At 37.4% G+C, this 24,561-nt stretch carries 22 protein-coding genes; 20 read left to right on the top strand and 2 right to left on the bottom strand.

What is annotated here, in order from left to right:
• Positions 1 to 196: 196 nt before the first annotated feature.
• The 3 genes from pfkA (at position 197) to ACQKNC_RS14230 (ending at position 3,798) form a co-directional block, all read left to right on the top strand.
• Positions 197 to 1,156, top strand: coding sequence for a 6-phosphofructokinase (pfkA, locus tag ACQKNC_RS14240; RefSeq protein ID WP_427425489.1), 960 nt, complete (start codon positions 197 to 199; stop codon positions 1,154 to 1,156).
• 27 nt (positions 1,157 to 1,183) lie between these two features.
• Positions 1,184 to 2,944, top strand: a complete 1,761-nt coding sequence (gene pyk, locus ACQKNC_RS14235) for a pyruvate kinase (protein WP_427425488.1) — start codon at positions 1,184 to 1,186, stop codon at positions 2,942 to 2,944.
• A 464-nt stretch (positions 2,945 to 3,408) separates the two neighbouring features.
• Positions 3,409 to 3,798, top strand: a complete 390-nt coding sequence (locus tag ACQKNC_RS14230; protein WP_427425487.1) for an FxsA family protein — start codon at positions 3,409 to 3,411, stop codon at positions 3,796 to 3,798.
• On the opposite strand, the gene ACQKNC_RS14225 is transcribed toward ACQKNC_RS14230, so the two are convergent.
• Positions 3,782 to 4,747 (bottom strand): AI-2E family transporter, encoded by a 966-nt coding sequence (locus tag ACQKNC_RS14225; protein WP_427425486.1) that lies wholly within the window; start codon positions 4,745 to 4,747, stop codon positions 3,782 to 3,784. The two genes, ACQKNC_RS14230 and ACQKNC_RS14225, sit on opposite strands and share 17 nt — an antisense overlap.
• A 251-nt stretch (positions 4,748 to 4,998) precedes the next feature.
• On the opposite strand from ACQKNC_RS14225, the gene citZ reads away from it, so the two are divergent.
• From citZ to mdh, 3 genes are all read left to right on the top strand, one after another.
• Positions 4,999 to 6,114, top strand: coding sequence for a citrate synthase (gene citZ, locus ACQKNC_RS14220; protein ID WP_427425485.1), 1,116 nt, complete (start codon positions 4,999 to 5,001; stop codon positions 6,112 to 6,114).
• Positions 6,115 to 6,194: 80 nt separating this feature from the next.
• Positions 6,195 to 7,457 carry an NADP-dependent isocitrate dehydrogenase gene (gene icd, locus ACQKNC_RS14215; RefSeq protein WP_427425484.1) on the top strand — a complete coding sequence of 421 codons (1,263 nt, stop codon included), beginning with the start codon at positions 6,195 to 6,197 and terminating at the stop codon, positions 7,455 to 7,457.
• A gap of 316 nt (positions 7,458 to 7,773) precedes the next feature.
• Positions 7,774 to 8,712, top strand: a complete 939-nt coding sequence (mdh, locus tag ACQKNC_RS14210; RefSeq protein WP_427425483.1) for a malate dehydrogenase — start codon at positions 7,774 to 7,776, stop codon at positions 8,710 to 8,712.
• Between the two features lie 374 nt (positions 8,713 to 9,086).
• On the opposite strand, the gene ACQKNC_RS14205 is transcribed toward mdh, so the two are convergent.
• Positions 9,087 to 9,341 (bottom strand): recombinase family protein, encoded by a 255-nt coding sequence (locus ACQKNC_RS14205; protein ID WP_427425482.1) that lies wholly within the window; start codon positions 9,339 to 9,341, stop codon positions 9,087 to 9,089.
• A 532-nt stretch (positions 9,342 to 9,873) separates the two neighbouring features.
• Here ACQKNC_RS14205 and ACQKNC_RS14200 point away from each other — a divergent pair.
• The 14 genes from ACQKNC_RS14200 to hflC all read left to right on the top strand — a co-directional run bounded on the left by ACQKNC_RS14200 (position 9,874) and on the right by hflC (position 24,368).
• Positions 9,874 to 10,878 carry a LacI family DNA-binding transcriptional regulator gene (locus ACQKNC_RS14200; RefSeq protein WP_427425481.1) on the top strand — a complete coding sequence of 335 codons (1,005 nt, stop codon included), beginning with the start codon at positions 9,874 to 9,876 and terminating at the stop codon, positions 10,876 to 10,878.
• Between the two features lie 15 nt (positions 10,879 to 10,893).
• Positions 10,894 to 11,955: an ABC transporter substrate-binding protein gene (locus tag ACQKNC_RS14195; RefSeq protein ID WP_427425480.1), complete on the top strand. Its 1,062-nt coding sequence runs from the start codon at positions 10,894 to 10,896 to the stop codon at positions 11,953 to 11,955.
• Positions 11,956 to 12,033: 78 nt separating this feature from the next.
• Positions 12,034 to 13,668, top strand: coding sequence for an ABC transporter permease (locus tag ACQKNC_RS14190; protein ID WP_427425479.1), 1,635 nt, complete (start codon positions 12,034 to 12,036; stop codon positions 13,666 to 13,668).
• Between the two features lie 19 nt (positions 13,669 to 13,687).
• The gene (locus ACQKNC_RS14185) at positions 13,688 to 14,770 is read left to right on the top strand and encodes an ABC transporter ATP-binding protein (protein WP_427425478.1); all 1,083 of its coding nucleotides are present in this window, start codon (positions 13,688 to 13,690) and stop codon (positions 14,768 to 14,770) included.
• An 18-nt stretch (positions 14,771 to 14,788) separates the two neighbouring features.
• Positions 14,789 to 15,580, top strand: coding sequence for an HAD family hydrolase (locus ACQKNC_RS14180; RefSeq protein ID WP_427425477.1), 792 nt, complete (start codon positions 14,789 to 14,791; stop codon positions 15,578 to 15,580).
• A 14-nt stretch (positions 15,581 to 15,594) separates the two neighbouring features.
• A complete protein-coding gene (locus ACQKNC_RS14175) occupies positions 15,595 to 16,419 on the top strand; it encodes a PHP domain-containing protein (RefSeq protein ID WP_427425476.1) in 825 nt (274 codons plus the stop codon).
• The gene (locus ACQKNC_RS14170) at positions 16,416 to 17,090 is read left to right on the top strand and encodes a hypothetical protein (protein ID WP_427425475.1); all 675 of its coding nucleotides are present in this window, start codon (positions 16,416 to 16,418) and stop codon (positions 17,088 to 17,090) included. The genes ACQKNC_RS14175 and ACQKNC_RS14170 overlap by 4 nt, the downstream gene beginning before the upstream one ends.
• 480 nt (positions 17,091 to 17,570) lie before the next feature.
• Positions 17,571 to 18,011: a MaoC/PaaZ C-terminal domain-containing protein gene (locus ACQKNC_RS14165; protein ID WP_427425474.1), complete on the top strand. Its 441-nt coding sequence runs from the start codon at positions 17,571 to 17,573 to the stop codon at positions 18,009 to 18,011.
• Between the two features lie 52 nt (positions 18,012 to 18,063).
• Positions 18,064 to 18,780: a response regulator transcription factor gene (locus tag ACQKNC_RS14160; RefSeq protein ID WP_427425473.1), complete on the top strand. Its 717-nt coding sequence runs from the start codon at positions 18,064 to 18,066 to the stop codon at positions 18,778 to 18,780.
• Entirely contained in the window at positions 18,777 to 20,312 is a 1,536-nt protein-coding gene (pnpS, locus tag ACQKNC_RS14155; RefSeq protein ID WP_427425472.1) for a two-component system histidine kinase PnpS, read from the top strand. Before ACQKNC_RS14160 ends, pnpS begins: the two co-directional genes overlap by 4 nt.
• A gap of 799 nt (positions 20,313 to 21,111) precedes the next feature.
• Entirely contained in the window at positions 21,112 to 21,480 is a 369-nt protein-coding gene (locus ACQKNC_RS14150) for a CidA/LrgA family holin-like protein (protein WP_427425471.1), read from the top strand.
• On the top strand, positions 21,477 to 22,190 hold the full coding sequence (locus ACQKNC_RS14145) for an LrgB family protein (RefSeq protein ID WP_427425470.1): 714 nt from the start codon (positions 21,477 to 21,479) through the stop codon (positions 22,188 to 22,190). Before ACQKNC_RS14150 ends, ACQKNC_RS14145 begins: the two co-directional genes overlap by 4 nt.
• Positions 22,191 to 22,371: 181 nt before the next feature.
• Entirely contained in the window at positions 22,372 to 23,358 is a 987-nt protein-coding gene (gene hflK / locus ACQKNC_RS14140; protein WP_427425469.1) for an FtsH protease activity modulator HflK, read from the top strand.
• Positions 23,358 to 24,368 (top strand): protease modulator HflC, encoded by a 1,011-nt coding sequence (gene hflC / locus ACQKNC_RS14135; protein WP_427425468.1) that lies wholly within the window; start codon positions 23,358 to 23,360, stop codon positions 24,366 to 24,368. Before hflK ends, hflC begins: the two co-directional genes overlap by 1 nt.
• The last annotated feature ends 193 nt before the right edge of the window (positions 24,369 to 24,561 follow it).

The raw sequence follows: 24,561 nt of genomic DNA, 5'->3' as shown, positions 1-24,561 counted from the left end.
GTGAACAACGTAAAAAAACGTGAAAATATATTGAATAAATGTTAAATTTCGGATGTTTTTGAATAGAAAGAGTGTGTGAAAGCGCATTCTTTTTATTTTTTATGTAAAAGTTATGTTTTTCTAGCCTCAGAACACTTACATAGTTTGTTTTTTCATGTTAATGTGAATAATAATAGTATCTGCAGGAGGTTCGACAATGAAAAAAATTGCCGTATTAACAAGTGGTGGAGATGCGCCAGGAATGAATGCAGCCATTCGTGCAGTCGTTCGTAAAGCAGCATATCATGGAATTGATGTTGTCGGAATTAAGCATGGCTATGATGGCTTAATAAAAGGTAACATGGAAGATCTTGATTTAGGTTCAGTAGGTGGCATTATTCAACGTGGTGGTACACATTTAAATTCAGCAAGATGTCCTGAATTTAAAGAAGACGCTGTTCAGCAGCGAGGCATTGATAATATGCGTGAAGCTGGTATTGAAGGACTAGTCGTTATTGGTGGTGATGGTTCTTACCGTGGAGCTATGGATTTAGTGAAAAAAGGCTTTCCTGTTGTTGGCGTACCAGGAACAATTGATAACGACGTACCTGGAACCGAGTATACTATAGGATTCGATACTGCACTAAATACAGTTGTGGAATCAATTGATAAAATCCGTGATACAGCAACTTCTCATGAAAATTCCTTTATAGTTGAGGTAATGGGGCGAGATGCAGGGGACATTGCTTTATGGGCAGGTCTTGCAGCTGGAGCTGAAACAGTTTTAATTCCAGAAGAAGATTATAATTTGGATGATATTGTGGCACGCTTAGACCGTGGTGCAGCTCGCGGGAAAAAGCATAGCATTATTATAGTTGCTGAGGGTGTCATGTCTGGTAGTGAATTGGCTAAACTATTATATGAAAAAACAGGAAAAGAAACACGTGTTTCTGTTCTTGGACATATCCAACGCGGTGGTTCACCTACTGCGCGTGATCGTGTTCTAGCGAGTCAATTCGGTGCACATGCAGTTGAATTGCTAATGGAAGGAAAGTCTGGCAGGGCGGTAGGTATCCGCAATCATCAAGTTATTGACTATGATATGCCTGAGGCTTTCGAAAAAAATCATGAGGCAGATGTAAGTTTATACACTTTAATGAAAGAACTATCAATATAATTTGGCATAAAACGGAGTGGGCAGAAAATGAGAAAAACAAAAATCGTATGTACAATTGGTCCAGCAAGTGAGACACCAGAAACATTAGAGAAACTAATAGAAGCAGGTATGAATGTTGCCCGCTTAAACTTTTCGCATGGTTCTCATGAGGAGCACGAAGTACGTATTAATTTAATTCGCGAAGTAGCACAAAAATTAGGGAAACCAGTTGGGATTTTACTCGATACAAAAGGTCCTGAAATTCGTACACATAATATGAAAAACGGAGAATTGCATTTAGCAGCAGGGCAAGTAATTGATATTTCAATGACTGAAGTTGAAGGAACTGAGTCAAGCTTCTCTGTAACGTATGATCGTTTAATCGAGGACGTTGAGCAAAGCTCTATTATTTTATTAGATGATGGACTTATTCAATTACGTGTATTAGCAAAAGATATGGAAAAAGGCCTTATTCATACGATTGTTGAAAATGCAGGTGTCTTAAAAAATAAAAAGGGTGTTAACGTGCCGGGTGTTTCTGTACAGCTTCCTGGAATAACAGAAAAAGATGCACAGGACATTCTATTCGGTATTAAACAAGGTGTTGATTTTATTGCAGCCTCGTTCGTTCGTCGAGCAAAGGATGTACTAGAAATACGAGAATTACTTGAACAAAATGGCGGTAACCACATTCAAATTATCCCGAAAATCGAAAACCAAGAGGGTGTCGATAATATCGACGAAATCATCTTAGTTTCAGATGGATTAATGGTAGCACGTGGTGACCTAGGTGTAGAAATCCCGGCAGAAGAAGTACCACTTGTACAAAAGAAATTAATTTTAAAATGTAATCAAGTAGGTAAACCAGTTATTACAGCTACACAAATGTTAGATTCAATGCAGCGTAATCCACGTCCAACACGAGCAGAGGCTAGTGACGTAGCAAACGCAATTATCGATGGTACAGATGCAATTATGCTATCTGGTGAAACGGCAGCAGGGCTTTATCCAGTAGAGTCCGTACAAACAATGAATAAAATCGCGCAGCGTACAGAAAATTCATTAGACTATAAGGCAATCGTCTCTACACGTAGTCGTGAAAAAGAGGCAAATATGACTGAGGCGATTTCTCAGGCAGTAGCGTATACTTCGATTAACTTAGGTGTGAAGGCAGTACTAGCACCTACAGAAAGTGGTAACACAGCTAGAATGATTGCAAAATATCGCCCAGGTGTACAGATTGTCGCTGTAACAGGCTCTACCAATACAGCTCACGCATTAACATTAGTTTGGGGTGTAAACCCAGTTGTTTGTCAACGTGTTTCGACAACAGATGAAATTTTAGAGCTAGCTGTTGATGAGAGCTTGAAGCATGGCTTTGTAACGCACGGTGATGCAGTTGTCATTACAGCAGGTGTACCAGTAGGTGAAGCAGGTACTACTAACTTAATGAAGGTACACATCATTGGAGATTTATTAGCTCGTGGTCAAGGAATAGGTAAAGCTTCAGTAGTAGGTAAAACAGTTGTTGCAAAAAATGCAGCAGAGGCACTAGCTTATGGTACAGAAGGATGCATTTTAGTAACGGTTGGCTCAGATCGTGATATGATGCCAGCACTTGAAAATTGTATTGGTCTGATTACAGAGGAGGGCGGGCTTACAAGTCATGCAGCGGTTGTAGGACTAAGCCTTGGCATTCCTGTTATCGTCGGAGTTAAAGAAGCCACTACTTTAATTCGCCACGGTCAAGAAATTACAATGGATGCTGAAACAGGAGTTATTTACAAAGGGCATGCAAGTGTTCTTTAATCTATAATAGAAAGCTCTAGTGCAACTATTTGCAGTAGAGCTTTTCTTATAATAAAGAAGTAAATAGCATTTTGCGGTTTATAACCAAAATCTAGGGATGACATTTTGTTAATAAGTATATCGTGTGTATAAGTTGATTGGAGTGGAGGTTGGGCGATTCCTTGGGGATTAGCGATAGAGGAACGGTCTAAGAGCATCACATCCTGTGATAACGTCTTCGTGACCAACATCGGTGCCGCTGCAAGAACGGAAATCAACCCCACGTTATGGTTATGAGCTAATTTAGTTTAAACAATATTTAACCAAATTGAAATCATTCCTTTTCCCTCATGGAATGAAAATTTACTATAAAAAGAATAGCGTCATCTTCTCATTGAATAGGGCCCATTATTTTTTAAATGAAACTTAATGGGCTATAATAACGTATAAATGGTATAGCTTTTTCAGATAGAAAGGAGAAAAATATGAGAAAAATTTTTCTTGGTTTCATTGTCTATGCGTTAGCCGAGTTGGCGTTATTAATAGTAATTGGTCAAAATATTGGTGTTTTTAATACATTATTACTTATAGTTGCTACGAGTATAATTGGTATTTATGTAGTGAAAAATAAAGGTATGAATTCTGTACAAAAGGTAAAAAATACGATAGGACGTGGAGAGTCTCCTGGGCCAGCATTAGTTGATACAGTGTTAAATTTCAGCGGTGGTGTACTTCTAGCATTACCTGGTTTTATAACAGATTTTGTTGGTTTATTATTGCTCATGCCTTTTTCTCGTAAAATGTTCCAACCAATCTTTTATTATTGGATGCGGAAAAAAATGAAAAAAGGTCAATTTATCATCGTTCAAAAATAGTATTTTCCTTTAGTTTAACTGCCAAAAATAAAAATATGGGGCTAAGTAAAATTCCATAAAAACCAAATAACAAAATAGAGGCAGCACTGATGAAAAAGGTATGGAATGTACGTAATTGTAATGTATTTGACCAAAGCATGGAATCAGCTAGCTGCCTTGTTAATTGAACGAAAAGATACAAAAGTAAAATAGCAACACATAAAAAGGTATTGCCTTTTAAGTAAAAGTAAATGCTCATGGGTACAAGAAATACTCCAATCCCAAAGAATGGAAGTACATCTGCAAATGCTACTATAAAAGCTTTAATGATGGCTTGTTCAAATTGGAGGATCAAAAATCCGGCACAAAGAATGAGTAGTGTAATCGTGAATAGCTGAAACTCCACGTACACAAAGTAATGAAATAGCTGCATTATTTTAGAAAAATGCTTCTGCCATTCATTGCGGAATTTTTTTGGCACATATTGAAAAAACCAATATCGGGATTTGCGAGTTTCCAATAGGGCGAAATAGTAAGCGACAAGGAATATAAATACTTCAATTACATGCTTCATGAACAGTTGGAAAATATTAGCTATATATATAAAGATTGAATCGAAAATAGAAAGCGATTTTTCCTTTAAAACTTGGATGAACATTGATTCATATGCATTAAAAAGTGGAAAATTTTGCAGTGTATCTCTGATTTCAGGGAAGACAAGAATAATACTGTTGATTGATATGATCACGAGAAGAAAAATGCAAGTTAGTATAAGTGCTTCCACAATAATTGCTGCAAGCCAATAGGTAATTCTGCAATACGAGTTAAGAAATTTTATGATAGGATATGTGGAAAAAGACAAAAAAATTGCAAGTGACACAGGTAATACGAACCACAATATTACCAAATAAAATATAAAAAACAAAACACTTGTAGTTCTTTCGTATGAAAAATATTTAATATTCCTCATTTTTACAAATTCACCCCATTTCAAATGATGAATTAATGTCAATATATACAAAAGAATCTCTTTGAAACGTATAAATAATCGCTCGCGCACCTTTTTCTTTATTCGGAGGATTTTCATTCACAAAGATGTCAAAAATGATTATAATAGCAATGTAAGCGATTTACTTAATGGTTCATATGAGCAAAAAACGTAAATGCGACCTAATAAATGCATTTACAACTAAAAAATATAGTATGAGGGAGCGATAATTTATGTCAGCAACTAAAGGTTTAGAAGGTATCGTAGCAGCGGAATCTAAAATCAGCTCAATTATCGATGACACACTTACATATGTTGGTTACAACATTGATGATTTAGCAGAGAACGCGTCATTTGAAGAGGTAATTTATTTATTATGGCATACTCGTTTACCAAAAGCGGACGAGCTAGCTGAATTAAAACAACAATTGGCAGACAACATGACTATTCCGCAAGCAGTTGTAGACCAATTCAAAACATACCCACTATCAACTGTACATCCAATGGCTGCACTACGTACTGCAGTATCTTTACTTGGTGTATTCGATGAAGAAGCGGATGTTATGGATACTGAAGCTAACTACCGTAAAGCTATCCGTCTACAAGCTAAAATTGCTACAGTAGTTACTGCATTTGCGCGTGTTCGTAAAGGTTTAGAGCCAGTTGCGCCAAAACCAGAATTAGGATATGCAGCAAACTTCTTATACATGCTTAAAGGTGAAGAACCAGCAGCAATCGAAGTTGAAGCATTCGACAAAGCGTTAGTATTACATGCTGACCACGAATTAAATGCATCTACATTCACAGCACGTGTATGTGTAGCTACATTATCAGATGTTTATTCTGGTGTAACTGCAGCTATCGGTGCATTAAAAGGACCACTTCATGGTGGTGCAAACGAGCAAGTTATGAAAATGTTAACTGAAATCGGCTCACTAGAAAACGTTGAATCTTATATTCAAAATAAATTAGATAACAAAGAAAAAATCATGGGCTTCGGTCACCGCGTATACCGCAAAGGCGACCCACGTGCACCACACTTACGTGTAATGTCACAAAAATTAACTGAGCTAACTGGTAAACCAGAGCTTTATGAAATGTCAGTTAAAATCCATGACATGATCGTAGAACAAAAGAAATTACCAGCAAACGTAGACTTCTTCTCTGCGTCAGTGTATGATTCTTTAGGTATTGATCATGACCTATTCACACCAATTTTCGCAGTATCTCGTACTTCTGGTTGGGTAGCTCATATTTTAGAGCAATATGCTAACAACCGCCTAATCCGTCCACGTGCAGAGTATGTTGGACCAGGCATGCAAAAATATGTTCCAATCAGCGAGCGCTAATTCGGAAAATATGCTAGAATATTTGGGACTGTGTTACGTATAACACAGTCCTATGATTATGAATTTAGGAGGCAACATCAATGTCAAACAAAATTGTAGTTGAAAATGGCGTACTTAATGTACCAAACAATCCAGTGATTCCTTTCATCGAAGGTGACGGAATCGGTCCAGATATTTGGGCTGCAGCATCACGCGTAATCGACGCAGCAGTAGAAAAAGCTTACAACGGTGAAAAGAAAATCGAATGGTTAGAAGTTTTAGCTGGTGAAAAAGCATTCAACCAAACTGGTGAATGGTTACCACAAGAAACTTTAGATAAAATCAACGAATACCTAATCGCAATCAAAGGTCCTCTTACTACTCCAATCGGTGGTGGTATCCGCTCTCTAAACGTAGCATTACGTCAACAGCTTGACCTATATGTATGCTTACGTCCAGTACGTCACTTTGATGGAGTACCTTCTCCAGTTAAACGTCCAGAAGACGTTGATATGGTTATCTTCCGCGAAAACACAGAAGACATCTATGCTGGTATCGAATTCGAATCTGGCTCTGAACAAGCACAAAAAATCATCAACTTCCTACAATCTGAATTTGGTGTAAACAAAATCCGTTTCCCAGAAACTTCTGGTATCGGTGTAAAACCTGTATCTAAAGAAGGTACTGAGCGTTTAGTACGTTCTGCTATCGAATATGCTATTAATCATAAACGCCCATCTGTTACTTTAGTACACAAAGGTAACATCATGAAATTCACTGAAGGTGGATTCAAAAAATGGGGTTATGAATTAGCAGAAAAAGAATTTGCTGATCAAACATTCACTTGGAACCAATACGATGCTATTAAAGCTGAGCAAGGTGAAGAAGCAGCGAACAAAGCACAAGCTGACGCTTTAGCAGCTGGTAAAATCTTAGTTAAAGATTCTATCGCTGATATCTTCTTACAACAAATCTTAACTCGTCCAAATGAGTTCGACGTAGTTGCTACAATGAACTTAAACGGTGACTATATCTCTGACGCATTAGCTGCTCAAGTTGGTGGTATCGGTATCGCTCCAGGCGCAAACATTAACTATGTAACTGGACACGCGATCTTCGAAGCTACTCACGGTACAGCTCCAAAATATGCTGGCCAAGATAAAGTAAACCCATCTTCAGTATTACTTTCAGGTGTATTAATGCTTGAACACTTAGGATGGCAAGAAGCAGCTGACATGATTACTAAATCTGTAGAGAAAACAATTTCTTCTAAAGTTGTAACTTACGACTTCGCTCGTTTAATGGACGGCGCTACAGAAGTGAAATGTTCAGAATTCGCTACTGAGTTAATCAAAAACCTATAATTTCCTATTCTAAAATAGAAAATTATAGTTAAAGCGGAAGTATATTCTGCCGATATAATTAGGGTGAAATGTAAATTTCTATTGACCTTAGCTTAATAAAATATTTACGATGAACTTGTTTAATCGAGGGAGGAGAATTTATTCTCCTCCCTCTTTTAAATTCTTTCAGCGGGAGTTTGAACACCCACTGAAAGAATTTAAGCCTCCGGCGGCTGTCATGGAATCGGCTTTGTGCAAGCACAAAGCCGATTCCAGACGCAATTATGCCGAGGCATAATTGATTATCAATAACCTAATTTTAAAGGAGCGTATTCGAATGTCTCTGAAACGAAAAAAAATCTCAGTAATCGGTAGCGGTTTTACTGGCGCTACTGCAGCATTTTTAGCAGCTCAAAAAGAACTTGGTGATGTAGTGTTAGTGGATATTCCTCAAGCTGAAAACCCAACAAAAGGTAAAGCTCTAGATATGTGGGAAGCTGCACCAGTGCAAGGGTATGATTCTTATGTTAAAGGTACTTCTAATTATGCGGATACTGCAGATTCTGATGTAGTAATCATTACTGCTGGTGTTGCTCGTAAACCAGGTATGAGCCGTGACGATCTTGTCCAAATTAATCAAGATGTGATGAAGGTTGTTTCCAAGGAAATTGCTAAGTACTCACCAAATGCAACAATCCTCGTTCTTACAAATCCAGTTGATGCGATGACTTACACAGTATTCAAAGAAACTGGTTTTCCTAAAAATCGCGTAATCGGTCAATCAGGTGTACTTGATACGGCTCGTTTCTGTGCGTTTGTAGCTGAAGAACTTAATATCTCAGTAAAAGACATCACAGGTTTTGTATTAGGTGGTCATGGTGATACGATGGTGCCACTTACTCGCTACTCATTCGCTGGTGGTATTCCATTAGAATCATTAATCCCGGCAGATCGTCTTGAAGAGATTGTTGACCGTACACGTAAAGGCGGCGCTGAAATCGTTAACCTTCTTGGTAATGGTTCTGCATATTATGCTCCTTCAGCGGCACTTATTGAAATGGCAGAAGCTATCATTAAAGACCAAAAACGTATACTTCCATCTATTGCATATTTAGAAGGCGAATATGGCTACAATGATTTATATCTAGGCGTTCCAACATTATTAGGTGCGAATGGTGTAGAAAAAATCTTTGAGCTTGAATTAACAGACAATGAAAAAGCAGCTTTAGATAAATCGGCAGAGGCAGTCCGCGACGTTATGAAAGTTTTAGCTTAATAAAAGTTTATGAAATCGAGTGGGATTCATTCCTACTCGATTTTTTTTTTTCGAGTATTGAGACATCAAAAGGTAGGATGAATAGTGCGTCGAAATAAAATGTTCTTACAAAATACGGGATACCAGAAAATAGAGATGGATAGTATCTGGCACCAGGAAAACGGACACACAAATAGGGCGAAATGGAGAATATAATCAATTATGCCTCGGCATAATTGATATAATATAAGTTTTAACACAAAATTAGCGATTATGAAGATATATTGGATCATCAATCCTTTTATAGTTGTAATTTTAATTGAACCTTGAACCCAGATATTTAAAATACTTCCTATCCCTAAAGTAATTAAAGTTATGATTTCTTTAGTCATAATCTAGTAATCGAGGCGATCTAGTTTATAGACCACAAAGCGATCTCCTTTAGTAGCTGCTTTCAGTGCGTGTTGCAATTCTATTCTTTCTTTTTTGCGTGTGGAGATTTTTTCAACGTACATAATCAGTTCGAGCTCTTGTTCCTGGGCGTACTTTTCAATGGCTATTTTTTGCAGATCTAAATGTTGATCTAGGCTAGTTATTCTTATTGTCACTTTACGATGTATTTTACGCAATAACAGGTGCGATTTTAGCATTTATGATGTTATCTATGGGTACGATTGTAGGTTTTTAAGTCACCCAATCGCTACCTTTACAGGAATTCCGTCCGCATTATTCAATTTAATTGATGAAGTTAAAGCGGCGTATACGAATTTATTTACATAATTTTTAATAAGAAAAGGTGCAGCGTGAAAAATACCTACTTTTTACGCTACGCCGTTTCCTTTATATCTTCAACTAAGTTTTTCATTGAAGTGATATTAAAATAATGTGTTAAGAGGAATATGTCCATAAGGAGAGCTATTCCTTTTTTTGTGTAGATTTTCGATGTCTTTACAAATTATTAACATCATTCCATTCAAATCTAGGGCTATTGATATAAGAAGAAGTCATTAATAGGAAGATTATAAATTTTAATTTTCATTACATTTATTTACACGAATTTAACGGCTACTACATATATGCTATACAAACTACTTTTATAATAGGATTTGTTATTGGGAACGTTACCGGAAGCGTTACCGATAATAGGCCAGGGCATATTTAGGATAGTAAGGAGAGTTTTTTATGGCACCAAGCATTAAAACGATCGCGCAATCATTAGGAATATCCGTTTCAACTGTTTCCCGTGCGCTGAACAATCACCCAGACATTAATATTCAAACGAAGGAGCTTGTATTAGCGAAGGCGAAGGAGCTAAATTATACGCCAAATGCATTTGCGCGTGGCCTCATACACAAAAAGAGCTATACAGTTGGCCTCATGATTCCTGATATTACCGATCCCTTCTTTGCGGATATTGCAAGAGAAATCGAAAAGGTATTGTTTCCAGCAGGGTATCAAGTTGTATATGGAAGTACCGCTCGTGATGCGGAGAAAGAGAAGGAATTTATAAAAAATGCCGTATCGAGACAATTTGACGGTTTAATTCTGACACCCGATCATTTCGATGAACAGCTAATCGAACTACTACAAACACTCAAAATTCCGGTTGTATTTTTAAGAAGGCGGGGTGTACCACAGCTAAATATTCCCTATATAGATGTGGATCATTACAAGGCTGCTTGTGAAGCAGTGCAATATTTGATTGAGCTAGGGCATAAAGAAATCGGCTTTTTAAGTATGCCAGATACCTCCTTCACAGGACAAATGCGAAAGCAAGGATATGTGGATACACTAGCAAAAAATCGGCTAAATTCTTTGTTCGAAGAAGGTGGGCGTACGATTGAGGATGGTCGTGAAGGAATGCGTCAGTTGCTAAAAAAGCATGAAGTTACTGCCGTATTTGCAGCAAATGATTTGTTAGGAATTGGAGCACTTGAATATTTAACCGTACATAATATTCGTATTCCTGAAGAAATATCAGTCATTGGATTCGATAATATCGAAATCTCAGCCTTACATTGGATTCAGCTAACGACAATGGATCAGCCCCGTAAGCAAATGGGGAAGCAAGTAGCAAATCTATTATTACAAACTATTCAGACACTCGATAAAAACGAATCATTGCCCGAACAACCAGCATTAATAGAGGCAAACCTATTAAAAAGGCAAACATGCCAAAAATTATAATTGGGGGAACTATAAATGTTTAACATGAAAAAAGTGTTTAGCCGTACAGCGATGATTTTAGCGGCAGCTGTTGCATTGGCAGCATGTGGTGATGAAAACGATGCAGAGGTAACAAATACGTCCGCACAAAAAAAATCAAGTGAGCCAATTGTTGTCTATTCATCTTTAAACGAAGATGCAATGACACGTATTGAGGAAAGCTTCGAAAAAACTACAGGTATTGAAATGGATTACTTACTATTTAACTCGGCTGGGGAAGCGAGCTCACGTATACAAGCGGAAGGAAAATCACCGCAAGCGGACGTATTAATTGGGGGCTCAGTAGAGTTTTATGAACCTTTAGCTGAAGCAGAGCTTTTAGCGCAATATGCATCGCCAAATGCGAAAGATTTAGATCCAATGTTTTTAAATGAGGATAACTATTTCCAAGGCTGGTATACAGGAGTATTAGCATATGTTTTAAATACGGAGCGCTTCGCTGAAACAGTTGGAGCAAAGGGTGTACAAGAGCCGACAAAATGGGAAGACATTACAGACCCAGCTTATAAGGACGAACTAATTTTACCGAACCCAGCGACAGTCGGAAGTGGTTACATTTACACAGCGACACAAATTTTCCGAAAAGGTGAAGACGAAGCGTTCAAATATTTTGAACAGGCAGCTGCAAACGCGCATCACTTTACAGCCTCTGGTGGAGATTCTATCAACCTAGTATCAACAGGAGAATTTACAATTGGTCTTCACTGGGCACATGACATTATTAAAGCGGCTGAAAAAGGCTACCCAATAAAAGCGATTATTCCAGAAGAAAATGCAATTGAAATTGGTGGCTCAGCAATTTTAGCTGGTACGGACCAAATGGATGAATCACAACAGTTTATCGACTGGTTACTTTCAGTGGAAGGACAAGAGCTAATTCGCAATGAAACCGCTCGTTACTCTGTACGTGATGACATCGCTCCGCCGGTAGGGGTACCAGCATTTTCAGAATTAAAGTTAATTGACTATGATCGTGCAAAGGCAACAGAAATGAAAGAGGATGTTTTATCGCGCTTTACGCCTTTAACAACGAAATAAACTAATTTTTTCAGCAACGGGGCTGTTTTGTATGAGCTTGTACAAGACAGCCTGCTATTTAAAAGGAGAGCAAGTGAAATGAAGGAAAATATGCTGCAATTTAAAAAGAAGCTTCGCAATGAACCTTTGCTAATGGTATTAGTTTTCACCTTGCTAACGATTATGACCTTTCTAATTATTTACCCAATTGCGCGTGTTGTTATGGAAACGAACGGTGAAATTTTTTCGCAGCTTTGGACAAATGTGAGATGGAGAAATTCGTTAGTTAATACGGTATTTATTACGATCTTATCAACGCTTTCAAGCACGATTGTCGCCTTTATTTTCGCCTATACGATGGCGCGATTAGATATACCTTGTAAAGGTTTGTTTCGAATCGTGACACTTTTACCAATCGTGTCACCGCCATTTATCGTGGCATTATCGTACATTTTATTATTCGGCAGACAAGGAATTATTACTAATCATCTTTTAGGCATTCCGCTTGATATTTATGGATGGACCGGTTTATGGGCTGTTCAAACAATTAGCTTTTTCCCGTATGCCTATGCGGTAATTTATGGTGTAGTTAAGGCTGCATCAATTCAAATGGAGTATGCTGCTTACAATTTAGGGGCAACGAAATGGCAAGTATTTACTGATGTCTTTTTAAAGCTCTGCCGACCAGGTATTGCGGGTGGTGCGCTAGTCGTGGCAATGAGTATTTTAGCGGACTTTGGTAACCCGATGATTATTGGTGGTAACTTTTCTGTACTTTCAACAGAGGCTTATGCGCAAATGACGGGCTGGTTCGATATTCCGGCAGCAGCAATGCTAGCAACAACAATGCTTGTACCAGCATTATCACTATTTTTAATCAATCGACTTTGGGTTGGAAAACGCTCTTATGTAACTGTTACGGGTAAGGATTCTTCACTACAGCCGTATCCGATTGCTACATGGGTAAAATGGCTATTATTTAGCTTTTGTATGTTCGTCAGTGTTGTCGTTGTATTAGTATATGGCACGCTCGCTTACGGTGCTTTTACAACAACTTGGGGCTATGATTGGTCTCTTACGCTGGACAATATGGCATACGTTGTAGGGAAGCAACAGGAAATTATAAATAGTATTGTGTATGCTGTTTGTGCAGCAGTTGGAGCGGCATTGCTATCAGTGTTAGTCGCATATTTAGTACAGCGTAAGCAGTTCGGTTTAAATAAATGGATGGATTTTTTAGCAGTACTGCCAGGTGCAATTCCAGGAGTATTTTTAAGTTTAGGCTTTGCATTTGCATTTGGTGGGGACATGTTCTCGTTAACCGGCACGTCATTCATTATTATTTTAGCGCTTATGATTTGGAATTTGCCGACATGCTATAGCGCGAATGCGGCAGCTCTACAGCAAATCGGTCCTTCGATAGAGGAAGCATCGACCAATTTAGGCGCAACGGGTATTCAAACGTATTTTAAGGTACTGCTACCAATCGTGAGAACATCATTTATTTCAAGTATGGTACTTGCCTTTTTACGCTCCGTAACATGCTTAAGCGTCGTTATTTTTATCTATTCCTTAAAAACATCGGTGGGCACAATTACAATTATTGGATTATTAAGTAATGGACAATGGGGAGCAGCCTCAGCTGTCACAATTACGTTAATCGGCATTGCGATTTCAGTTTTACTTTTAACGAAGCTAGCTTTCCGATTACGCGGAAAAACATTTGAAATATAACGATAGGTGAGGAACGGAAATGACTAATATGATTGAAATTAAAAGCGTTACGAAGCGCTTCGGAAATTTTACAGCGATTGAAAACTTAAATTTATCGATTCCAAAGGGACAATTTATTACACTGCTTGGTCCATCGGGGTGTGGGAAGACAACTTTAATGCGAATGATTGCAGGATTTTATGAGGTCGATGGCGGTGAAATTTGTATTAATGGAAAATGTGTAAACCATTTGCCTGTGCATAAGCGCGATACGCCATTAGTATTCCAAGATTACGCACTTTTCCCTCATTTAACCGTAGAGGAAAATGTCGCATACGGCTTAAAAATAAAAAGATTTACTAAATCCGAAATGAAGGAGAAAATTCAGCAAATGCTATATATGTTCGGCTTAGTAGGGCTAGAGCATCGTTATCCAAGAGAGCTAAGTGGCGGTCAGCAGCAGCGTGTAGCCTTTGCACGAGCATTGGTACAAGGTCAGGAGGTGCTATTAATGGACGAGCCGCTTAGTAACTTAGATACAAAAATGCGTGTAGAGGTGCGAAATGAGCTACGTGAAATGCAGCAAAAAACGAATATTACAGCCATTTTTGTTACGCACGATCAAGAGGAGGCATTGTCGCTTTCAGATAAAATTGCTGTCTTTAATAAAGGAGAAATTTGCCAATTCGGTACACCATGGGAAATTTACAATACACCGGCTAATAAGTTTGTGGCCGATTTTGTCGGTGTTGCCAATTTTTACAAGGGAAAAATTACAGCAATAGACGACCAGCTTCATATTCGAACAACAACAGACATAATTACAATGCCAAAGCGTAGCAATAATTGGTCAGTAGGAGAAAAAGTGAGCTTAATGATTCGCCCAGAGCAAATGACTTTGCATAAGGATAGACAGCAGCAACATCAAGGAACATTGCATCTAAAAGGTCAAATTTGCAAGCATAGTTTTTTAGGTAGCTCTGTTCGCTACACTGTTCAAATTGAAGGGCAGAAATGGTTGATTGATGATGTAGCACCAACGCAATTTTACGAAGGAGAAGTATGCATAACATTAAATACGGACCGCATACATGTAATGAAGCATGAGGAAAAGGCGATTTAAACAGTTAGGAGTTTGTCTATGTATAAAGTAGTTGTAAGTGATATTGATGGAACATTAGTAGATCAAAATCAGCAAATTAGCGAACAAAATTTAAAAGCAATTCAACAATTTCAAAACGAGGGTGGCATTTTTACAATTGCAACAGGTCGCGTAGAGCAATCGGTTCAGCCATTAATTGCGCAACTTCAGATTAAGTATCCTGTTATTTTATATAACGGCGGCAAAGTAATGGATTACCAACTAAAGCGTGTCATTTATGAGCGACATATTTCAATACAATTTGCATTAGGCTTTGTCAACATGGCTTTAAATAATAAGTTGAACATTTGTATTTATACAGATGAAGGAATTTACATTTTAAATGAAACGGACACGATTCGAACATACACAGCAAAGGATAAAGTAACAGTGCAACTATTACCGAGTGTCGCTTTTTTAACCTCACATATCGTTTATAAAATATTAATTATTAATGAAGAAGCGTGCTTTCAAACATGCTATAACTATTTTGAAAAAGTGTCAATGTCCGATGTAACAATTATTCAATCTGAAAATACGTATTTAGAAATTTTGCCAGCAAACGTAAGTAAAGGTGAGGCGCTTAAAGTGTTAATGAATTATTTAAATTTACCAATCCAATCGGCTATTGCAATTGGCGACCACTTTAATGATATTGAAATGATTAAAGTAGCAGGGGTCGGCGTTGCAGTAAACAATGCCATTCCTACATTGAAGGAATATGCAGATGCTATTGTTCCATCAAATATCGAGCATGGCGTTGCAAAAACAATTTATAAATATTGCTTATAAAGGGAGTGGGAAATATGAAGGCAGACTTACATTTACATAGTATATACTCAGATGCTGCAGATACAATCGAGCAGTTATGTAGGCTATCCGTCGAAAGAAATTTAACGCATATTAGTATTGTTGATCATGATATGACGATGCATATTCCAGAAAGCATCGAAATGGCGAAAAAGTATAATTTGCAGTTTATCTCTGGTATTGAAATCTCAGCTTTTGATTTTAAGCGCAATCGCCCCGTTCATATTTTTGGCTACGGCATAGAAGCAAAAAGCGAGCACATATTAGGTCTTTGTAATCCGCTTCAGGAGCGACGTCACGCGCACGGCATGTGGCAAGCGAAAAAAATAATAGAGGCAGGCTATTCATTACATTTGGAGGAAGCTTTAAGCTACGCGAAAGCGAGCGGTATTTTATTTAAGCAGCATATAATGCGTGCGATAACTAAGGCACACCCAGATACGGCGGAATATAAGCAATTATATAAGGAATTGTTCGGAAATGGTGGTTTAGTGTCAGAGGATATTGAATATGTCGATGCCTTTGAAGCGGTAAAGGCGATTAAGGCAGATGGTGGATTGGTAGTAGTAGCGCACCCTGGTCAGCTTGATTCTTATGAACTAATAGAAGAACTTGTAGCGCTAGGTCTTGATGGCATTGATTTAATTCACCCAGATCATGATGAAATGGATCATGCGAAAGTGCGCGCCTTAGCAGAAAAATATAACTTATTTATGACAGGTGGCTCAGACTATCACGGTGTTTATAGTCATGCGATGGATTTGAAGACGTATTGTATAAATGAAGTGCCACAGCAGTTGCTTGAAAAAGTAGTGAAATGAAGCAAGACGCTTTAAAGTTTATACAAAAAAGCTTTGTGCTACTTACATGTGTAACAGTAGTAAGTATTTTTGCTACGTTCCTCATTCATGCCAACATTGGAATGGGTTCAGTGGAAGCCTTAAATAGTAGTATGGGCTTGCTAACGGGCATCAAGATTGGCACAGTAGCGGTAATCATCAATGTTTTTTTGATTCTTTTACAAATAATCATTTTACGCAAAGAATTCCAACTCATTCAGCTATTGCAGCTACCGATTGTGCTATTACAAGGGACCATTATTAATTTCTTTTTATACGAGATTTTACATACAGTTCAATTTGATAGCTATATGGAACGGCTTATAATCGTCATCGTTTGTAGTGTCATTAATGGTATTATGCTTGGTCTACTTGCGGCAATCCAATTTATAAGCTTTCCATTAGAGGCAGCTTGCTTAGCCATTCATCAAAAAATGAATTGGGATTTCGGTAAAGTTCGTTTTAGCTTCGATATTTTCAATATGCTATTTTCGCTAGCAATCTCGCTTTATTTAAGTAGTCATTTGAATGTACGAGAAGGGACGATTATTAGCGGAATACTATTCTCTTTAGTAATAGGCTACTCTTATCAATTTTTTAAACGTCAGCAATGGGTGCAGCGTATGCTAAAAAAGGAAGATCGCTTTTTATGAGCGACCTTCCTTGTTAGTTTAACCTGAATTATTCACATTTCATTAAAATCAAATCATTTTCTTTTGTCTTCGATTTTTTTAGGATTTCAATATAGTAGATAATCACCACTTTTTGTCTACAACTATACGTTTTATGTAATATTGATTATAGACGAGTAAATAGACAAAAACAGCCAAAATAGTCCAGCTCAAACGTTGATTTGAGCTGGGCTTTGAATTTGTCTATAAAACGGTGGATAAATGGAATGATAACGGATTATGTTCAAAGTGTCATAACTCATGAGTTGAGGAGACAATTTGTAAAAACGTATGCTATGTAAAAAGTTGATTGGAGTGGAGGCTGGGCGACTCCTAGGGGATCACACACAGACGAATCCCTTTTGCTAAATGAAGATCAAAGGGTTATTCTGCTTTTCGTTGTACTTTTGGAATAAAATTGATACTATGAAGGTATATGATAGAAAAGGGGTTGGCGTATTTTTGCTTCAAAAAAACAGTAAGCTTGGTCTCACTATTGATGAAATTACAGTTGGCGAGAAGATTCATATTACCGAAAAGATAGAAGATAAGGATTTACTGCTTTATTTAGGACTTACGAATGATAGTAATCCACTTTATATTCAACATGAATATGCTGCGATGACACCTTTTCAAAAGCCAATCGTACCAACAATCATGTTAAATGGTATTATTACGTCAGCTGTGTCAAAGTATATTCCTGGACCAGGTGCACGAATTATTGAGCAACATTTAAAGTATTTAGAACCGCTCTATCATTATGAATTATTTGATACTCTTTTAGAGGTAACAGAAGTAAATAAATTACAAAATACAATTACTGTATCGGTGCACTCTTATAATGAGCAAAAGCAGCTTGTGATTGAAGGTACTTTGCTGGTGACACCACCATTTACTTTATAGACGTCTTTAGATTTGAAATGGGGGTTTCAAATCACTAACGGGGGCATTACACATGACAAAAACGATTTTAGTTGTAGAAGATGAATTTTCTATTGCGACATTATTGAAATATAATTTAGAGCAGGCTGGATATGTTGTAGAAACAGCTGCAGATGGTCAAGAGGGTCTTGATAAGGCTATTGACTTACAGCCAGATTTAATTCTATTAGACTTGATGCTTCCAAGGCTTGATGGTATGGAAGTCTGTAAACAAATTCGTCAACAACGTATGAATACACCTATTATAATGCTAACAGCAAAAGATGACGAGTTCGATAAAGTACTTGGTCTAGAGCTAGGGGCAGATGATTATATGACGAAGCCCTTTAGTCCGCGTGAGGTGTTAGCACGGGTAAAGGCTGTTTTAAGACGTTTTACACAAAATATAGTGGCTGAAGATAAGAATGAGCCGCAAGAGAAAATGTATGAATTTGGACAATTGCGTGTCTTTCCTGAGCGTTTTGAAGTATTTTTACAGGATGAGGCGCTGGAATTTACACCAAAGGAATTTGAACTACTCATTTATTTACTTGAAAATAAAAACCGTGTTTTAACTCGTGATCAGCTATTAAGTGCTGTATGGAAGTATGATTTTGCTGGCGATACTCGAATTGTGGATGTGCACATAAGCCACCTTCGCGACAAAATCGAGGAAAATAGCCGTAAGCCGATGTTCATCAAGACAATTCGCGGCCTTGGCTATAAATTTGAGGAGCCGAAGACGACATGAAATCAATGAGCAACCGCTTATTCTTGACATTCATGCTATTGCTTGGAACGATATTAGCTGTCCTAATGATTATTATAGGTCAGCTTTTTCCTGTTTATATAGAACAGTACAATGAGCAGGCTAGTTTACAGATGCAAGAATCCATTAACCAAGTATTAGATGAACGAAAGATTGAACTATCCAAGGAAGATAAAGAGGCGCTGTATACTGCTCAAAACAAAGAGGCAAAAGATTCTCTATTATCGATTATTCACGCGCGACTTTATGTAGTACTAGCAATTCTTTTTATAATAGCTCTTATTTTAATAGCTATTGTAATTCGCTATATGATTCGGAATTTCACTGCTCCTATTGATGACGTGACAGATACAGCACTTGAACTGGCGAAGGGAAATTACCGTGCTCGTGCCCATGAAAATGAGCATGAGCGCATGATGCCACTTAGTCACTCCATCAATATTTTAGCGCGTAATTTACAGGATATTACGACGATTCGCGAAGTAGAAGAGGAAAGGCTTAAAACGTTAATTGAAAACATGGGAAGTTCCCTCATGATGATTGGACGTGAAGGGAATATATCTATCGTGAACCGTGTATTTTTAGAGCGTTTTGGTATGCAAATTGACGATGTACAAGGAAAAGTTTTTCGTACCATAGGTTTACCTAAATCTCTTGAGCAATTTATCGACCATGTGTTTCTAACTGAAATGCCTTATCGACAACAAATTAAAATGGAGGTCCAACAGGAGCTTTATAATAAGGAAGTGTACGGAGCACCTGTTATAGGAGATCATGGTCGATGGCTTGGTGTTGTTATCGTTATGCATGATATTACGGAGCTTGTTCGTTTAGAGCAGATTCGTAAGGACTTTGTAGCAAATGTATCCCATGAATTGCGTACACCTATTACATCTATTAAAGGCTTTTCTGAAACTTTACTGGATGGTGCGTATAAGGATGAAAAAATGCTGCTATCTTTTTTAGAAATTATTTATAAGGAAAGTAACCGTCTGCAGATGCTTATCCAGGATTTACTGGAGTTGTCGAAAATTGAACAGCATGGTTTTACTGTTAATATTATGCCGATGGGCTTGCAAGATGTACTTATACGTGGAGCAGAGCTGACGGGACCCCGTCTTGATGAGAAAAACATGAGTTTTCATGTTGATATAAAACGTGATGTTCAAGTAATGGGTGATGCGAATCGTATCATCCAAATTGTCACTAATTTAATTACCAACGCCATTACCTACTCACCAGAAAATACAACCGTTACAATTCGATTAACGGAAAATGAAACGTACGGCATTATTGAAATAGAAGATCAAGGTATAGGAATTGAAAAGCATGAAATTGCCCGTGTATTTGAACGGTTTTATCGTGTGGATCGTGCGCGAAGCCGAAATTCTGGGGGGACGGGTTTAGGGCTTGCTATTGTGAAGCACTTAGTAGAGGCTCATCATGGTCGCATTCAGGTAGAAAGTGAAGTTGGCGTAGGGACAAAAATGATTGTCATGATCCCGAAAAATTAACGATTTCTTTACAATATCACAATTTTAAATTCACAATGGGGCCTTATACTTGTTAGTAGAAACCCCCTATATAATTATTAAGACTATAAAAAAGCCAAAAATCTTTATTTAACTATGAGATTTTTGATTGTGTTGCTTAGTTACGCCACAATAGGAAGAATCTATTGCCAAATTTTTTGGTGGTAGATTCTTTTTCTGTTTTACACGTAACACAAATAGGTGTAAAGTATAGTAGCATAATGTTCAGCTAATAAGCAATGTACTGATTGTTAGTTCATAGTGTTGATAAAATAGAATGATGTGGAGCTTTAAATGAGGGGGATTTCCGTTTGGCTACTCGCTTTCCTTCCTTTGCTTATGTTGTTGTTACGTTAGCAATACGCTTTCGCACAAAAAATTATTTGTTAGTTTTGTTTTATCACTATAAATTAGAGTGATATGCCAGAAGATAGATGCTAAGAGAAGTGGTTGATTGGAGTGGAGACTTGGCGACTCCTTGGGGATCAGCGTCACAGATGAGACCCTGGAGCGAGCAACGCGAGTGAAGCGGCTCATCGGACGCCCCCAGGAAAGCGCCCAGTTGTAACGGAAATCAACCCACTCGTTTTGCCGAAAATCCATAATTTAATATGACATCTTAATTTCTTTAATACAATTCAACAATATGAACTAACAATCAATGTACTTATTAGTTGAATTAATTAGGCTTATATGTTCAGCTAATAATCACACTTTAATCTAGAAGTGTTTAATATAACTGACCATTTAAGCAGGATAAAAAATTGAAAGAAGGATGACCATGAAAATCGTCAAAAGTATCGTGCAAATCGGCTATCTTTATGTAATTTTATTTGTTGGGAATAGTATTGCACGTCTACTTCACTTGCCGATTCCAGGGAGCATAATTGGACTAGTCTTATTGTTTTTACTTTTGCAGTTTCATATTATTAAGCTTGAATGGATTGAGCTAGGTGCAGGTTTATTACTTAGTGAATTATTACTATTTTTCATTCCATCTGCTATCGGAGTAATCGATTATACTGCATTATTCGGTGAGCAAGGTGTGAAAGCAGTGCTTGTAATTGTATTGAGTGCCATAGTTGTAATGTTTGCAACAGGTTTCACAGCGCAATTGCTAGACCAGCGAAAGAAAGGTGGTACTGCATGAGCTTTTTAATAGCTATAGTAAGTTTACTAGGTACTATTGTAATTTTTTATACTAGTAAAATGTTTTATAAAAAGTTTCAGAACGAATGGTTATCACCTATACTGATCACACCATTAGTGGTAATTATCATCTTGCTACTAACGGGTACATCTTATAAATCCTATTCTGCAGGAGCCGGTATTTTATCAAATTTACTAGGGCCAGCAACAGTTGCATTTGCGGTTCCAATCTATAAAAATTTTAATCTATTAAAGAAACATGCTTTTGAAATTTTTCTAAGTATTTCAGTTGGTTCAGCAGTTGCTATTACATCATCATTTACCATTGCTGTAGTAATTGGATTAAATAATGAGCTTGTGCATAGCTTAGTTCCGCGCTCAGTCACTACACCAATAGCGATGGACATCTCCAATATGATTGGTGGCTCTCCTACCCTTACTGCTGTTTTCGTTATGGTGACTGGTATTTTAGGGAGTCTAATAGCACCGTTAGTAATAAAAGTATGTCGTTTCCAACGACCATCCTCTAGAGGTCTACTGTTAGGAATGGGAGCACATGGTGCGGGTACCTCTAAAGCATTTGAATTTGGTGAGCTTGAAGGCACTTTTGCAAGTCTTGCTATGATTGTAGCTGCATTAATTAGCATTGTTTTATCAACAACATTTTTCCCAGCATTTGAACATCTAGTTGTCAATATCCTGTTGCCTTAAATGGTAACAGGATTTTTATTTTTTTGGTCTTCTAAGATTTCAATGCAGAAACGTATGATATTTTCACATTGTTACTTATGTCAAACTGCCTACATAGAATATTCGTTTATTAAAATATTTTGAAACTTTTTTGTTAAGTGTTCCGTATAAAATAGTACTAAGCTTAAAGGGAGGATTAGACATGAGTGTGAAAAGGTCACTAATGATGGTGGGACTTGGAATTTTCGGCATTGTAGCACTTATTTCTGTATTTACATCGTGGTACACGGTAGATGAATCAGAACAAGCAGTTGTCATTACGTTCGGTCGTGCCGATGATACAGTAACAGAACCTGGTTTACATTTTAAATTACCTTGGCCTGTACAATCGGTTGAGGTTTTATCGAAGGAAACATTTAGCTTGAAATTTGGCTATAAGCAAAATAAAGATGGGGAATTGGAAACTTATGATGCTGAAACAAAAATGATTACAGGGGATGAGCATATTGTTTTAACAGACCTTGTAGTTCAATGGAAGATTACAGAACCGAATAAGTATTTATTCAACTCACAAGATCCAGAAAAGATATTACATAGCGCTACATCGAGTGCGATTCGATCAATTATTGGAAGTTCCAAAATCGATGCTGCGTTAACTGAGGGAAAAGCGGACATAGAAGCAAAATCAAGGGATTTACTCGTTTCTCTTATTGAAAAATACGATATTGGTATAAGTGTTTTAGGGGTAAAACTACAGGATGTTGAATTACCGAATGCAGATGTACGTGCGGCCTTTACAGCAGTTACAGACGCACGCGAAATGAAAAATACAAAAATTAATCAAGCAGAAAAATATAAGAATCAGCGAATTAGTGAGGCACAAGGTGAGAAGGATGCAATTATCTCAAAGGCTCAAGGTGAAAAAACAGCGCGTATAGAACAAGCTCAAGGGGATGTAGCTGTCTTTAATAAAATGTATGAGCAATATAAGGGCAATAAACAAATTACACGTGAGCGTTTAATTTTAGAAACGCTTGAAAATGTTTTACCTAAAGCACAAATTTATATTATGAATGATGATGGTAGTACAATGAAATACTTGCCTCTTCAAGCATTACAACCTACGAAACAGGAGACACCTGCGACACAGGAGACTTCAAAAGAGAAAAAAGAAGGGAGCGGTAACTAATGGATCAGAAAAATAAGGATCTTGAAAAATTCCTAAATTTTTTATCGGGTAAATCCAAAAATACTGCTTCGAAAGAAGGGGATACAGGGGATAATGTAATTAAAATGTCGAAAAAAAACCCGATGAATCCGAAAAAATATATTTCTCTTGCTGCAACATTAACAGCCATTTTTGCTATTGCCATTATATTATTTGCTAATGTTTATATAGTTAAAGAGTCCGAATACGCAGTTGTTAGACAGTTTGGAGAAGTAGTGAAATTTCAGAGTGAGCCTGGCTTGAAAATAAAAGTTCCATTTATCCAAAGTGTAACAAAGCTACCAAAAAACCAAATGACGTATGAAGTTTCTGAAGAAGAAATTAATACAAAAGATAAAAAACGAATTATTATCGATAACTATGCCGTTTGGCGTATTACAGATCCAAAGCAATTAATTTCTAATGCAGGAACAATAGAAAAAGTTGAATCACGTATGGAAGAGTTTATTTATTCAGTTATTCGTTCGGAGCTTGGTCGAATAGAATATAAGCAGATTATTAATGATGAAGATTCTTCACGTGGGAGTATCAATGATCAGGTAACTGCACGTGTCAATGAGTTACTCTCAAATGATAAATATGGAATAGAAGTAATAGATGTTCGTATTCGTCGTATCGACTTGCCTACTGAAAATGAGCAATCAGTATTTACAAATATGATTTCGGATCGTGAATCAATGTCGCAAAAATACCTATCAGAAGGTGATGCTGAGAAACGTCGTATTGAAGCTCAAACAGATAAGCAAGTTCAAGAATTGCTGGCAACAGCCAAAAAGGATGCAGCATTGATTCAAGCGGAAGGTGAAGCGGAAGCAGCGAAGATTTACAATAAATCGTTCTCTCAAGATCCTGAATTCTATTCATTGTACCGTACATTAGAATCCTATAAGAAAACTGTAGGGGAAGATACGGTCATTATTTTGCCATCCACTTCACCATATGCAAAAATATTATCTGGCTATATTAAGTAATACTATTATTCTTGCAGGGATAAGTATATGAAGTCGTCTCAAATTTTTTGAGACGGCTTTTTTACATTATCCATGAAACTAACAAGAATACGAAGGCTCCTCGCCATAACGTGGAGTTGATTTCCGTTCCGACTGGGCGTTTTGGCGCTGACGCTTTGCTTTCGCACAGATAAATTGCACAGGACGTGGCGTT

It is taken from the genome of Lysinibacillus sp. NPDC094177, from assembly GCF_050279145.1.
In the GTDB taxonomy this organism is placed as follows: Bacteria; Bacillota; Bacilli; order Bacillales_A; family Planococcaceae; genus Lysinibacillus.
The sequence above is the reverse complement of the archived record's forward strand: the minus strand, read 5'-3'. Positions and strand labels throughout refer to the sequence as shown.